Origin of the sequence: Aeromicrobium sp. Root344, from assembly GCF_001425755.1 — a bacterium.
Taxonomy (GTDB): Bacteria; Actinomycetota; Actinomycetes; order Propionibacteriales; family Nocardioidaceae; genus Aeromicrobium.
In genome coordinates this window covers 3627169-3641346 of sequence record NZ_LMDH01000001.1, presented here as the reverse complement: position 1 = coordinate 3641346, position 14178 = coordinate 3627169, and the positions used below count along the sequence as shown (strand labels likewise).

Genomic DNA, 14178 nt, shown 5'->3' with positions numbered 1-14178 from the left:
CGATATACCCCAAAGGTCTGGAACCAAACATCACCACTGGACCTTTTCTTCCAGGTCTTGACCGGCATCTCGGCACGGGACGACACTCGACGGATGTCAGACCCGGTCGAGTCCAACCCGTCGCTCTATTCCGTCGTGTTCGAGAACGAGCGCGTACGCGTGCTGGAGTATCGCGACGCGCCGGGCGACAGCACGACGCCGCACACGCACCCCGACACCGTCATGATCACGCTGAGCGGCTTCGACCGCCGGCTCAGCGTCGGCGACCAGGTCCGTGAGGTCTCCCTCGAGCCCGGTCGCGCGGCCTGGCTGCCGGCGCAGACGCATGCGGGGGAGAACGTCGGCAGGACCGAGACGCACGTGATGTTCGTCGAGCTCAAGGAGCCCGGCTCGCCGTCCGGCGAGGCCGCGCTCGGTCCGGACTGAGCGCCTACTCGCCGGTGCAGGCGCTGTAGACCTTGCCGAACTCCGGCGTGTCCTGCATCGGCGCGACCTTGGGCTTGCTGATGCGCCCGCCGGTGACGGCGAAGTAGGTGTCGGAGTAGGTCACGAGCCTGGTGCCGTCCTGGCACTTCGTGACGTCCTGCGAGCCGTACGCGCCGCCGTCGACGCACTTCGTGTAGTCGGCCGGCAGCGTGGTGCCCTCCTTCCAGATGCTGGCGCAGGCGGGACCGGTCGGTGCCGGGGTGGTCTTGGTCGTTGGCGGTTTCGCGGTGGGTTGGCCGTCCTCGCCCCTGCCCTTGCCGTCGGACGAGGTGCAGCCCGCGAGCAGCAGGAGAGCGGTCACGGTCAGGACGACGAGGCGAGACATGCCTCGACCCTAACCGGAGCTAGGTGCGTCGCCCGAAGAGCAGGTGGAAGGGCTTGCAGGCCAAGGTCAGCAACGGCTTGCGGCCGACGAGGAAGCCCAGTGGGCCCTCCGCCGCGAGGGACCACCGCGCGGTGGCGAACCCGAGGCGGATGCGCCCGGACACGGGGGACACCAACAGCGTCCCGGCCCGGTCCTGGGCGATGCGGAAGCCCAGCGGGAGTCGTCCCGGCAGGCGGCGTGCGCGGGTCACCGCGAGCGAGCCGATGCCCTGAGCCGCGTACGAGGAGTGCCGGGCGACCTCGAAATCGGCAAGGTCCTTGGGGATCGCCCACAGCCGGCGGCCGCCATCGCGCGAGGCGACGCTGTTGACCCAGATGTGGGTGATCGACACCCGTGGCCGCCAGCCTTCGCGGACCAGCACGGTCGCCATGATCTCGTCGTACGTCAGCGGGCTCGGCTCCTCGTACACGAAGAACGCCGCGCACACGACGGCCCGGCCGAAGATCGTGATCGTCCTGGTCGCCGGCGAGCTCGGTGCCGGTGCGTCGCCCTTGGGCAGCAGCCACACGCCGACGTACGCGTGCCCGTGCAGGTCCCACGGCTCCGGGGGGTAGTCCGTCATGCCCATCGGAACGCCGTCGGGTCCATGGTCCTGGTGGCCTGGGCGAACGGGCGGGTCGATCCGGGCCAGTTGGAGGTGATGCGCCCGGAACGGTGGCGGTACCAGTTGTCGCAGTGCGCCCACGGCGAGTGCTCGAGCTTCTCGGAGAGCTCACGGTCGTACGCCAGCTCAGCCTCTTCGGTGACCTCGACGCTCCGGTAGTCGCCGGCCACCAACCGGTCGAGGGTCTGACGCATGTGCCGGGCCTGCGCCTCGAGCATGAAGATGATCGATCCGCCGCCGAGGTTGGTGTTGGGCCCATAGGCGACGAACATGTTGGGGAAGTGCGGGACATACATGCCGAGGTAGGCGTGCGCGCCATCGGCCCATTGGGTCGCGAGCTTCTGCCCCCGGGTGCCGGTGATGTCGATCGACTGGAGGAAGTCCTGGGTGTCGAAGCCAGTGGCATAGATGATGGCGTCGACCTCGTGCTCGACGCCCTCGGTGTCGACGACGCCTTTGGGGGTCACCTTCGTGATCGCGTGCGTGACGACGTCGACGTTGTCCTGCGCCAGGGCCGGATAGAAGTCGTTGGAGAACAGGATGCGCTTGCACCCGATCGGATAGTCGGGCGTCAGCTTGGCCCGCAGCTCGGGATCGGCCACCTGCTTGCGGAGGTGCCACATCGCGATCGCCTTGTTGATGCGGCCGACCCGCGACTCGTCATCGAGTCCACGGGCGAACTGCTCCGTCACGGCCCACACGCCGCCGCGCTCCAGCCGCTGGCTGATCGGCGCGATCTGGAACAGCTTCTTGTGGAACGCCTTGTAGGGCTTGTCGGGCTTGGGCATCAGGTAGTTGGGGGAGCGCTGGAAGACCACGAGCTTGCGGGCGTCGCGCGCCAGATGGGGGATGAGCTGCACGGCGCTCGCGCCCGCGCCGACGACCGCGACGGACTTGCCGGTCGCGTCGAACGAGTGGTCCCACTGTGCGGAGTGGAACGACGTGCCCTCGAAGGAGTCGAGCCCGTCGATCCGCGGCGGAACCGGCCGCGACAGCTGGCCGACGGCGCTGATGAGGATGTCGACGGTCTCCTCGGTCGTCCCCGATCCTGTCGAAGCGTCGGCGATCGTCACGGTCCAGGTCGCGGACTCCTCGTCCCACCGCGCCGCCACGACCTCGCGGTCGAACCGTACGAGCGGGGTGATGCCGTAGGTGTCGGCGACCGAGCGGATGTAGGCGTGGATCTCCTCCTGCAACGCATAGCGCCGGGACCAGTGCGGATTGGGCTCGAACGAGAACGAGTAGAGCGGTGATGGGACGTCACAGCCGGCGCCGGGGTAGGTGTTGTCGCGCCACACGCCGCCGAGGTCGTGCGAGCGCTCCCACAGCCGCAGGTCCGTGTGCCCGGCGCGCTTGAGCTCGATCGCGACCGCGAGCGCACCGAAGCCCGAGCCGATGATGCCGACGGACGTCATGGTCGACGCTTCTTCACGGGAGCTCCTTCTGGACGAACAACAGGACTGACGCGGTGAGCAGGTCGAGCGCTTCGTCCCGGGTGAACGTACCGCGCTGGAGCCACTCCCGGCAGACGGATTTGGTCAATGCCGCGGTCGGCCGCAGGCGTGCCCGCAAGCGGGGGTCGTCGGGCAACCCGAGCGCGTCGAGCACGAGACGGGCGGCGCGATCGTCGGCCTCGTCGACGATGGCCTGGATGTCGGAGCTGCCGTGCAGGTTGGCGGCTCCGCTCGCGGCGACCCACGCCTGACCGTACGTCGTGGCCGCATCGAGGATCCAGTCCATCGTGAGCCGGGCGCGGTCCTCGAGGGAACGCCCCTCGAGGCCCGTGAGCGGGCGCTCGGGCATCAGGATCGACTCGCGCATCACCGCCAGGAACAGCTCTCGCTTGTCGCCGAAGTAGTGGTTGATCAGGCCCCGGGCCACGCCGGCCGCCTCGGCGAGCTCGCTCGTGGACACGTCGTCGTACGGGCGGTCGGAGTAGAGCACCCGCGCAGCGTCGATGATCTGCTGCCGGCGCTGTGCGGGCGCCAGGCGCTGACGGGTCGCGGTCATGGGCTCAGTCTCACCGGCTATTGGCACAGTGTCAACAAGCCCGTATGCTGCCCGCCATGACTGGCTATGACTATGACGTCGTCGTGGTGGGCTCCGGCTTCGGGGGCAGCGTCGCCGCGCTCCGGCTGACCGAGAAGGGCTATCGGGTGGGCGTGCTCGAGATGGGCCGCCGCTTCGCCGACCACGAGCTGCCCAAGACGTCGTGGCGCACGCGTCGCTACCTCTGGGCGCCCTGGGCGCGCTGCTTCGGCATCATGCGGCTGACGCTCCTGAGGGACGTGCTCATCGCCAGCGGCACCGGCGTGGGCGGGGGATCGCTCGTGTACGCCAACACGCTCTACGAGCCGCTCGACGCGTTCTACCGCGACCCGCAGTGGGCTCACATCACCGACTGGAAGGACGAGCTGGCGCCGCACTACGCGCAGGCCAAGAAGATGCTCGGCGTCGTGACGTATCCCGGGCGTACTCCGGCCGACGACCTGATGGAGTCGCTGGCCAAGGACTACGGGGTCGGCGACACGTTCCACGCCGCGGACGTCGGCGTGCTGTTCGGCGCAGAGCCCGGCATCGAGGTGGACGACCCGTTCTTCGGCGGCGCGGGTCCCCGCCGGCGCACGTGCACCGACTGCGGTGCATGCATGACCGGCTGCCGCCACAACGCCAAGAACACCTTGGTCAAGAACTACCTCCACCTCGCCGAGGCTGCAGGCGCTGTCGTGCACCCGCTGACGACCGTGACGGACGTACGGCCGAACGCCGGCGGCTACGAGGTCCGCACCCGACGCACTGGCAACCGACTGCGCCGGCGGACCTTCACGGCGGAGCACGTCGTGTTCGCCGGCAACGCGCTCAACACGCAGAACCTGCTCCACCGGCTCCGCACCAGCTCGCTGCCGGAGCTGTCGCCGCGCATCGGGGAGCTGAGCCGTACCAACTCAGAAGCGGTGCTCAGCGCGCGTGCCAGTGACAAGCGGGCCGACTACACGCCCGGCGTCTCGATCACGTCGTCGTTCCATCCCGACGAGCACACGCACGTCGAACCGGTCCGGTACGGCCGAGGGTCGAGCGCGCTGTCGCTGCTCAACGCCCCGCTCGTCGACAAGGATCAACCAGGATCGACCGTCCGCAGCATCTGGCGGGTCTATCGCGAGCTCGGGCTCAAGGGGGCGATCAGGCTGCACAACCCGCGGCGCTGGGCCGAGCAGTCGATCGTCGTGCTGGTCATGCAGTCGCTCGACAACTCGATCACGACCTACCTCAAGCGCGGCGTCCTCGGCCGGCGGATGACGAGCAAGCAGGGCGTCGGCGAGCCGAACCCGACCTGGATCCCGGTGGCCAACCGCGTCGCGCGCGACCTCGCGAGGCGCATCGGCGGGTACGCCGGCGGGTCGACGACCGACATGGCCGGGATCCCGTTGACGGCGCACTTCATCGGGGGCTGCGCGATCAGCGAGTCCGCCGAGACCGGGGTCATCGACCCGTACCAGCGGGCCCACGGTCATCCCGGCCTGCACGTGTCCGACGGGTCCGCCGTCACCGCCAACCTGGGCGTCAATCCGTCGCTGACGATCACGGCGCAGTCCGAGCGTGCCATGGCCCTGTGGCCCAACAAGGGGGAGCCGGACCCGCGCCCGCCGGTCGGCGAGCCGTACGTCCGCGTGCCGGTCGTGGCGCCGAGATCGCCGGCGGTCCCGGCGCACGCCCCGGCCGCTCTGCTGCCGATCCCGGCGGTCCCGGCGCGCTAGAACGCGTTCCTTTTCGGCCCATCCCTCGTTGACACAGCAAACGAGAGGCATCGCATGGCTGAGCACGGACTGTCACGACGCGGACTGCTGAGCGGCGCTGCCGCGGGAGGTGCGATCCTCGCGATCGGAGGACTGGGTGAAGCCGCTGAGGCGGCGACGACCTCCGGAAGCCTGCCTGCCAGCGTCGACGTCGTGGTCGTGGGTGGTGGGCTGTCGGGCCTCGTCGCCGCGCGCAAGCTGGTCGCGAGCGGCAAGAAGGTCCTGGTGCTGGAGGCCCGCAACCGTGTGGGCGGTCGGCTGCTCAACCACACCCTCAAGAACGGCTCCGTGATCGAGTCCGGTGGGGCGTTCGTCGGTCCCACCCAGGATCACGTGCTCGCACTGGCCAAGGAGCTCAAGGTCGCGACGTTCAAGGAGTACATCACCGGCAAGAACGTCTACGTCAGCGCCGACGGCGGCACCATGAAGTACACCGGCACGGTCCCGCCCGACCCGCTGATCCTGGCCGACGCGCTGCTGCTGCAGCTGCGCATCGACGAGATGTCGAAGCAGGTGCCCGTGGACGCACCGTGGACCGCCAAGCGGGCCGCCGAGTGGGACAACATGACGGTCGACACCTGGATCCGGCAGAACACCCTGATCCCCACCGTGCGCGAGGTGATCAAGGCCTACTTCCAGTCCGCGTTCGGGGTGGATGCCCAGGGCATCTCGCTGCTGTTCCTGCTCTGGTACATCGCGACCGCGGGCAACGAGACCAATCCGGGCACGTTCGAGCGGTCGTCCGGTACGCCCGACGCGGCCCAGGACTCGAGGTTCGTCGGCGGTTCGGGCCTGCTCCCGTTGCGAGTCGCCGCGGCGCTGGGCTCGCGGGTCGCGCTCAACGCCCCGGTCCGCAAGATCAAGCAGACGAGCACAGGGGTGACCGTCGTCAGCGATCGCGGGACCGTCACGGCGAAGCGGGTGATCGTCGCGGTCCCGCCGCCCCTCGTGCTGGGCATCGACTGGTCGCCGCTGCTCCCACCGCGCCGCCTGCAGCTGATGCAGCACATGCCGATGGGCACGTTGATGAAGGTGGACGCGGTGTACCCCAGGCCGTTTTGGCGCGCCAAGGGGCTTTCGGGCTCCGGCGTCCTCAACAGCGGTGTCGTGCGCACGGTCTTCGACAACTGCCCCGCCGACGCCAAGGTCGGCGTGCTCCTGGCCTTCGTCGGCGGCTCCTCGTGGCAGCAGTGCGCGATGCTGCCGCTCGCCGAGCGCCGCAAGCTCGTGCTCGAGGGATTCGCCAAGGTCGTGGGGCCGGAGGCGCTCGATCCCATCGAGTACGTCGAGCACGACTGGACGCACGAACGGTGGACGATGGGCAGCCCGATCGCCACGGTGCAACCCGGCGCCACCGTCGCGTACGGCTCGACGATCCGCGAGCCGCACGGTCGCGTCCACTGGGCCGGCACCGAGACTGCGACGTACTGGTCCGGCTACATGGACGGCGCCGTACGAGCAGGGGAGCGCGCGGCGGCTGAGGTCGCCAAGCTCGTCTGACTCACGCGACCGGCAGGGCCAGCACGAACGTGCCCGCGGAGTTGTCCGGCGTCGAGGGTTCGTAGAACGCGTCGCCGCCCGAGGCCCTGGCGAGCTCGCGGGCGATGAACAGTCCGAGGCCGGTGCCACGAACGTTGTCGCCGGTCGCGAACCGTTGGAACAGCCGGGGCAGGACGTCGGTGTCGACGCCCCCTCCGGAGTCGCTGACGCGGACCTGCGCTGTGTCGCCTGACACCGCCACGTCGAGCCTCACCGGAGGGGTGCCGTGCGAGATGGCGTTGCCGATGAGGTTGTCGATCGCCTGGCCGATCCGGCTGGCGTCGACCAGGACCTCGACCTCCGGAATCTCCCCGACGTGGATGTCGACGCCCTTGCTCGAGACGCGGGCGCCGTCGACGGCGGAGGCGACCAGCGTCGCGATCGAGGAACGTACGGGGCGCAGGTTGAGCGCGTCGGAGTCGAGCTTGGACGCCGTCAGCAGGTCGTTGAGCAGCCTGCCGAGGCGATCAGCGCTCGACGACATGCCGGCCAGCAGACCGATGCGCTCCTGCTCGCCCAGGTCGGCCCAGTGCCGCGAGAGGGTGTCGGCCGAGCCGCGGAGCACCGCTGCGGGCGTACGCAGCTCGTGCGCGGTCACGGCGAGGAACTGGGTCTGGTCCGCCGCCGCCTGCCGGAGCCGTTCGTTGAGTGCCGCGAGCGAGGCGTTGGTCTGCTCGCGTTCCTCCTCGGCGAGGCGGTTCTCGGTGCGGTCGCGGGTCACCTTGGCGAATCCCACGTGCTCTCCGACGTCGTTGAACACCGCGGTGATCACGACGCTGGACCAGTAGCGCGTGCCGTCCTTGCGTACGCGCCAGCCCTCCTCCTCGTAGCGGCCGGTGCTGAGCGCGATCTCGAGCTCGTTCTCGGGGTGCCGCTCGGCCTGGCTCTCGGGCAGGTAGAAGATCCGGAAGTGCTGTCCGATGATCTCTCGGCTCGAGTAGCCGGTGCTCCGTTGTGCTCCGGTGTTCCAGCTCATGACGTGACCCTCGGGATCGAGCATGAAGATCGCGTAGTCGGCCACCGCTTCGACGAGCAGCCGGAAGCGTTCCTCGCTCTGCCGCAGCGCTTCCTGGGACTCCCGGCTGGTGGTGATGTCGCGGGTGACCTTGGCGAACCCGAGGTGCTGGCCGGCGTCGTCGAACACCGCGGTGATCAGGACGTGTGCCCAGAACACCGAGCCGTCCTTGCGGACCCGCCACCCCTCCTCGGAGTAGTGACCGTCGGCCAGCGCGCGCTCGAGCTCGTACTCGGGGTGGCGAGCCTCCTGCAGCGCCTGGGGGTAGAACGTCCGGAAGTGCCGACCGATGATCTCCTCGGCGCGGTATCCCTCGCTGCGCTGCGCGCCCGGGTTCCAGCTGACCACGATGCCCTCGGGCGAGAGCATGAAGATCGCGTACTCCTCGACGGCGTCGACCAGGAGACGGAAGCGCTCCTCGCTGAGCCGGAGCCGTTCCTCGGCGGCCCGCTGAGCCGTGACGTCCTGGACCTGGAGGAACAGGTAGAGCGGCGCGCCGGCCTCGTCGCGGATCGCGGCGATCGAGGCTTGCACGTGGCGGGGCTCGGGTGTCCCACGCACCTCGTGCTCCAGGTGCACAAGGTCCGCGGCCCCCAGCACGATCTCGTCGAGCGCGGTGCCCAACTGCTCGCCGCGGCCGGCGGTGAGGGTGGCGTAGTCGACGCCGACGAGGTCCTGGTGCTTGCGGAGCAGGATCTCGCCAAGGGCGCGGTTGGCCCGCACGATGCTGCCGGTCAAGGTCATTGTCGCCATGCCGATGGCGGCCTGCTCGAACACCTCGCGGAACCGTTCGAGGTGCTCGTCGAGCACGCTCTGGTCGTCGTGGGCGTGATCCTGCTCGGCACTCATCTGGCGGTCCGCAGGATCCGGTACGACCTCCAGCCGACGCTCGGGGGCTGGTGACGCAGCAGCGTCGGTCATGATCGCGTGCAGGCGATGCGCCATCTGCTCGATCGGGATCGACTTTTCCAAAAATGCGGTCGCACCCAGCTCGATCGCCCGATCGGCCAGGCCGTTGCTCTCGAAGCCGGTGTAGATCACGACCCGGGTCCGGGGGGAGACCGTGAGGATCCCGTGCAGCGCGTCGAGGCCGTCCATCGACGGCATCGAGAGGTCGAGCAGCAGCAGGTCGGGCTGGTGCCGGTGAGCCAGCCCGATGGCCTCGACCCCGTTGGCCCCGTCACCGACGACTGTGAGCAGCCCGGACAACCTGAACTGGGTCTTGAGGAGCTCGCGTACCTCAGCAGAGTCGTCGATGAGAACGACTGTCGCAGTGGTGTTCCCCATGGTCGCAACTATGGCCCCCGTCGCCGCATTTCGCGACCGCTGCGACCACCTCTCTCCACGTCGTCGCACTGCCATAGGGTGGAGGGAAGCAGCACGCGCCATCCGTAGGGCGCGTCATACCGAACAGAGGTCACGCATGTCCGACATCCAGATCGTCCTCAACGCAGAGTCGCGAGCTGTCGAGACGGGCACCAAGGCGTGGCAGCTGTTCGCCGAGACGCCCGACATCATCGCGGCCCGCGTCGGCGGTGAGCTCAAGGATCTCGCCTACGAGCTGGCCGACGGCGACGAGGTCGAAGGCGTTGCGATCGACTCCGCCGACGGCCGCGACATCCTGCGCCACTCGACCGCACACGTCATGGCGCAGGCCGTGCAGGAGCTGTTCCCCGAGGCCAAGCTCGGCATCGGCCCGCCGATCACCGACGGCTTCTACTACGACTTCGACGTGCCCGAGCCGTTCGTGCCGGAGGACCTCGACAAGATCGAGTCGCGCATGCGCAAGATCGTCAAGGAGGGGCAGAAGTTCGACCGTCGTGAGATCTCGGACGACGACGCCCGCGCGGAGCTGTCCGACGAGCCCTACAAGCTCGAGCTCATCGGGCTCAAGTCCACCGCGGGTGATGCCGCCGAGGGCGCGAGCGTCGAGGTCGGCGCCGGTGGCCTGACGATCTACGACAACCTCAAGCGCGACGGCTCGCTGGCGTGGAAGGACCTGTGCCGCGGCCCGCACCTCCCGACCACCAAGCGCATCCCGGCGTTCAAGCTCATGCGCAGCGCAGCGGCCTACTGGCGCGGCGACGAGAAGAACAAGCAGCTGCAGCGCATCTACGGCACTGCCTGGGAGACCAAGGAGGCGCTCGACGAGCACTTGCACCGCATCGAGGAGGCGCAGCGCCGCGACCACCGCCGCCTCGGCACCGAGCTCGACCTCTACAGCTTCCCCGACGAGATCGGCTCCGGGCTGCCCGTCTTCCACCCCAAGGGTGGGGTGATCAAGCGCGAGATGGAGGACTACGTCCGCCAGCGCCACATCGAAGAGGGCTTCGAGTACGTCGGCACGCCGCACATCGCCAAGGAGGAGCTGTTCTACACCTCCGGCCACCTGCCCTACTACGGCGAGGGCATGTTCCCCGCGCTCGACGTCGACGGCAACGACTACCGGCTCAAGGCCATGAACTGCCCGATGCACAACCTGATCTTCCGTTCGCGCGGCCGGTCCTACCGTGAGCTGCCGCTCCGGCTGTTCGAGTTCGGGCACGTCTACCGCCACGAGAAGTCGGGCGTGATCCACGGGCTGACGCGCGTACGCGGGTTCGCCCAGGATGACTCGCACTCCTACGTCACCCCCGAGCAGGCGCCCGACGAGATCCGCCACCTCCTCGAGTTCATGCTGAGCCTGCTGCGTGACTTCGGCATGCCCGACTACTACCTCGAGCTGTCGACCCGCGACGACTCCAAGCCCGACAAGTTCATCGGGTCCGACGAGGACTGGGCGATCGCCACCAAGGTCCTCGAGGACGTCTGCATCGACAGTGGCCTCGAGCTCGTGCCCGATCCCGGCGGCGCGGCCTACTACGGCCCCAAGGTCTCGATCCAGGCGCGCGACGCGATCGGTCGCACCTGGCAGCTCGGCACGATCCAGTACGACTTCAACCAGCCGTCACCCGAGCGCTTCAACCTCGAGTACGTGGCGGCTGACGGCTCGCGCCAGCAGCCCGTCATGATCCACTCGGCCAAGTTCGGCTCGATCGAGCGGTTCATGGGCGTCCTCGTCGAGCACTACGCCGGCGCGTTCCCCCCGTGGCTCGCCCCCGTGCAGGTCGTCGGCATCCCGGTCGCCGAGCGGCACGTCGACCACCTCTACGAGCTCGCGGCCAGGCTCAAGGCCGAAGGCATCCGCGTCGAGGTCGACGACTCCGACGAGCGCATGCAGAAGAAGATCCGCAACGCACAGACCCAGAAGGTCCCGTTCATGGTGATCGCCGGCGACAACGACATCGAGGCCGGTGCCGTGTCGTTCCGCTATCGCAGCGGCGAGCAGGAGAACGGCATCGCCCTCGACGACGCCATCGCCCGCATCGTCGAAGCGGTGGAGACCCGGGTGCAGGTGTGACGGACGTGGACGAGGGCCAGCAGGACGGCGTGGGGGAGCCCGACGCGTTCGAACGCTTGTGGACGCCGCACCGGATTGTCTACATCAAGGGTGAGGGCAAGCCGACGACTGCTGACGAGGCCGACTGCCCGTTCTGCCGCATCCCGCAGATGGACGACGTCGAGGGGCTCATCGTGCACCGGGGCGAGCACGCCTACGCGGTGCTCAACCTCTATCCCTACAACGCCGGCCACCTGCTGGTCTGCCCCTACCGTCACGTCGCGGACTACACCGACCTGACGGACGACGAGACGCTCGAGGTCGCTCAGCTGACCAAGACCGCGATGCGCACGATGCGCGAGGTCACGAACCCTCAGGGCTTCAACCTCGGCATGAACCAGGGCAACATCGCCGGCGCCGGCATCGCGGCGCACCTGCACCAGCACATCGTGCCGCGCTGGGGCGGCGACTCCAACTTCCTGCCCGTCATCGGCCAGACCAAGACCATGCCACAGCTGCTGGGCGACACCCGCGAGATGCTCGCCGCTGCCTGGCCCAAGGAGTAGCCCATGCTCGAACGCTTCCGCCAGTTCTGGTCCAACGTCTGGGCGCCGCTCGGTGACCTGCTGCTGCGCCTCGGCGTCAAGCCCGACTGGGTCACCTGGGTCGGCACGATCGGCGTCAGCGCCGGCGCCCTGATCTTCTTCCCGCAGGGTGAGTTCCTGATCGGTGTCCTGGTCGTGACCGCGTTCGTGTTCAGCGACATCATCGACGGCTACATGGCCCGCAAGTCGGGCCAGTCGTCCAAGTGGGGCGCCTTCCTCGACTCGACGCTCGACCGGGTCGGTGACGCCGCGATCTTCGGCGGACTGCTGCTCTACTACACGACGTCGGACGCCAAGGCCGACCTCGGTGACCCGCGGATCTACCTCTACCTCAGCCTGGCGTGCCTCGTGCTCGGATCGCTCACCTCGTACGCCCGCGCACGTGCCGAGAGCCTGGGCATGACGGCCAAGGGTGGCATCGCCGAACGTTCGGACCGACTCGTGGCGATCCTCGTCATGACCGGCTTCTCCGGAATGTTCGACGCGCCGTTCCTGCGCGAGATCACCCTGTGGGCCCTCGCGGTGGCCAGCACGATCACCGTGATCCAGCGGATGCTGATGGTGCACAAGCAGGCCGTCGCCGACCCCGGTCTCGACAGCTGATCGCGAAAAAGTTGTAAGACCCCGTCCGCTCGCGACTCCTACTGGTGACAAGACCACCAGGAGAAGAGAGTGACCGATGTCGCGCGTTGCCCGTACGGCCCTGCGATTCTTCGTAGGATGCCTGCGTGAGCGAGCCCACCAGTCCCACGGACGCGGAACTCGTCGCGGGGGTGCTGGCAGCGGACCGCGACGCGTTCGCCGCGGTCTACGACCGCTATGGCACCAAGCTCTACGACTTCGCCTACTCGATGCTCCGGCACCGCGAGGACGCTGCGGACGCCGTGGCGGACTCGTTCGTGCTCGTGGCGGAGCGGCTCAGCCAGCTGCGCGACCCGGAACGGCTGCGGCCCTGGCTCTACGCCATCGTGCGCAGCGAGTGCCTGCGCAAGCTGCGAGCGCGCAAACGCGTCGCGTTCGGCGGCGAGGAGCAGCTGGTTCAGATGGCTGACGACGCCCTGACCCCGGACCAGGAGGCGGAGCGCGCCGCGATGCAGAAGATCGTGTGGGACGCGTCCGCCGGGCTCGCCGACCGCGATCGCGCCCTCCTCGACCTGCACCTGCGGCAGGGCCTCGAGGGCGCCGAGCTCGGCGAGGCGATGGGCGTGTCGGCCTCCAACGCGTACGTCATGCTCAACCGCCTGCGGGCGCAGGTCGACCGGTCGCTCGGAGCGTTGCTGATCGCCCGGCTCGGCCGCGACGACTGCGACGACCTCGACGACCTGCTCGCCGACTGGGACGGCACCTTCTCGCCGCTGATTCGCAAGCGGGTCTCACGTCACGTCGACGACTGCGACGTGTGCTCGAAGCGCCGCAAGAAGATCCTGAGCCCATGGATGCTGCTGGCGTCCGTGCCGATCTTCGCGGCGCCCCTGACCTTGCGCGACCGCGTCGTGAGCGACCCGCAGCTCGTGGCCTACACGACACCGACCGGCGAGCCGCTCGTCGTGACCCCGGCCTTGGCCCCCCGCGGGCGGCCCAAGGCCGCCGTCACGGCAGCCGCTGCCGCGGTCGTCATCATCCTGTCCGGCATCGCTGCGTTGTTCTGGGCCGGCAACGACGACGACCCGTCGCCCAAGGGGGATGTCGTGTCGACCCAGCCGACGGTCGAGCCGACAGCCGGTCCGACGCTCGATGCGAAGCCGACCACGACCCCCACGCCGAAGCCCACCAAGGCCGCACCCAAGGCGCCTGGCAACCTCACGGTCTCGACCACCTCGATCGCGTTGGGTCGCGCTGGCAGCACGTCCACGATCACCCTCACGAACACCGGTGGACTGCCGGTCGACTACCGCCTGTCGTCCAACGCCGCGTGGCTGTCGGCGTCGCCGTCGACCGGACGCGTCGCGGCCGGCGCGTCCTCCAAGGTCGTTGTACGCGCCGACCGTGGCGACGTCCGCGAGGGGACCTCGTCGGGCAGCCTCGCGATCTCGTGGCGCACCGGCAGCGCATCGGTGAAGGTCTCGGTCGTCGAGGACCACGACCCGGTCGTCGGCCGGCCCAGCCTCGGCTCGAGCTCGACCTGCACGAGCAATCCCGTACGCGTGAGCGTGTCGGACGAGAGTGGCCTCTCGTCGGTCGTCCTGCGCTGGAGTGGAGCCGGCTCGGGCAGCAGATCGATGTCACGGTCGGGGGGCACCTGGAAGGCCGACATGGGTCAGTTCGCCAATGGCGGATCCGTCACCCTGAAGGTCACGGCCACCGACAAGCGCGGCAACACAGCCAGCTCGTCACGGACCGTCAGCGTGGACCCGTGCCCGGGCTAGCCGGC

General features: G+C 68.9%; 12 protein-coding genes. 7 read left to right on the top strand and 5 right to left on the bottom strand.

The annotated features are described in order from the left end of the window. Positions 1 to 93 precede the first annotated feature (93 nt). The gene (locus ASC61_RS18025; protein WP_056214435.1) at positions 94 to 426 is read left to right on the top strand and encodes a cupin domain-containing protein; all 333 of its coding nucleotides are present in this window, start codon (positions 94 to 96) and stop codon (positions 424 to 426) included. A gap of 4 nt (positions 427 to 430) precedes the next feature. Here ASC61_RS18025 and ASC61_RS18020 read toward each other — a convergent pair whose 3' ends face one another. The 4 genes from ASC61_RS18020 to ASC61_RS18005 are packed head-to-tail and all read right to left on the bottom strand — an operon-like array spanning position 431 to position 3485. Beyond that, the gene (locus ASC61_RS18020; RefSeq protein ID WP_056214433.1) at positions 431 to 811 is read right to left on the bottom strand and encodes a hypothetical protein; all 381 of its coding nucleotides are present in this window, start codon (positions 809 to 811) and stop codon (positions 431 to 433) included. A 19-nt stretch (positions 812 to 830) separates the two neighbouring features. Continuing rightward, a complete protein-coding gene (locus ASC61_RS18015; RefSeq protein WP_162243685.1) occupies positions 831 to 1433 on the bottom strand; it encodes an acetoacetate decarboxylase family protein in 603 nt (200 codons plus the stop codon). After that, a complete protein-coding gene (locus ASC61_RS18010) occupies positions 1430 to 2890 on the bottom strand; it encodes a flavin-containing monooxygenase (protein ID WP_056214428.1) in 1461 nt (486 codons plus the stop codon). Before ASC61_RS18010 ends, ASC61_RS18015 begins: the two co-directional genes overlap by 4 nt. 13 nt (positions 2891 to 2903) lie before the next feature. Continuing rightward, positions 2904 to 3485, bottom strand: a complete 582-nt coding sequence (locus ASC61_RS18005; RefSeq protein ID WP_056214426.1) for a TetR/AcrR family transcriptional regulator — start codon at positions 3483 to 3485, stop codon at positions 2904 to 2906. 56 nt (positions 3486 to 3541) lie between these two features. On the opposite strand from ASC61_RS18005, the gene ASC61_RS18000 reads away from it, so the two are divergent. Both ASC61_RS18000 and ASC61_RS17995 read left to right on the top strand, forming a co-directional pair. Beyond that, entirely contained in the window at positions 3542 to 5230 is a 1689-nt protein-coding gene (locus ASC61_RS18000; RefSeq protein ID WP_056215904.1) for a GMC family oxidoreductase, read from the top strand. 54 nt (positions 5231 to 5284) lie between these two features. Beyond that, positions 5285 to 6769: a flavin monoamine oxidase family protein gene (locus ASC61_RS17995; protein WP_082530754.1), complete on the top strand. Its 1485-nt coding sequence runs from the start codon at positions 5285 to 5287 to the stop codon at positions 6767 to 6769. Position 6770: 1 nt separating this feature from the next. Here the strand turns inward: ASC61_RS17995 and ASC61_RS17990 are convergent, their stop codons facing one another. Further along, positions 6771 to 9110: a PAS domain S-box protein gene (locus tag ASC61_RS17990; RefSeq protein ID WP_056214423.1), complete on the bottom strand. Its 2340-nt coding sequence runs from the start codon at positions 9108 to 9110 to the stop codon at positions 6771 to 6773. 136 nt (positions 9111 to 9246) lie between these two features. Between ASC61_RS17990 and thrS the strand changes: the two genes are divergently transcribed. The 4 genes from thrS (at position 9247) to ASC61_RS17970 (ending at position 14173) form a co-directional block, all read left to right on the top strand. Continuing rightward, entirely contained in the window at positions 9247 to 11223 is a 1977-nt protein-coding gene (thrS, locus tag ASC61_RS17985; protein WP_056214421.1) for a threonine--tRNA ligase, read from the top strand. Positions 11224 to 11228: 5 nt separating this feature from the next. Next, positions 11229 to 11768 carry an HIT family protein gene (locus ASC61_RS17980; RefSeq protein ID WP_442854222.1) on the top strand — a complete coding sequence of 180 codons (540 nt, stop codon included), beginning with the start codon at positions 11229 to 11231 and terminating at the stop codon, positions 11766 to 11768. 3 nt (positions 11769 to 11771) lie between these two features. Further along, positions 11772 to 12410 (top strand): phosphatidylinositol phosphate synthase, encoded by a 639-nt coding sequence (pgsA, locus tag ASC61_RS17975; RefSeq protein WP_056214414.1) that lies wholly within the window; start codon positions 11772 to 11774, stop codon positions 12408 to 12410. 125 nt (positions 12411 to 12535) lie between these two features. Next, positions 12536 to 14173, top strand: a complete 1638-nt coding sequence (locus tag ASC61_RS17970; RefSeq protein ID WP_056214411.1) for a sigma-70 family RNA polymerase sigma factor — start codon at positions 12536 to 12538, stop codon at positions 14171 to 14173. Positions 14174 to 14178 lie beyond the last annotated feature (5 nt).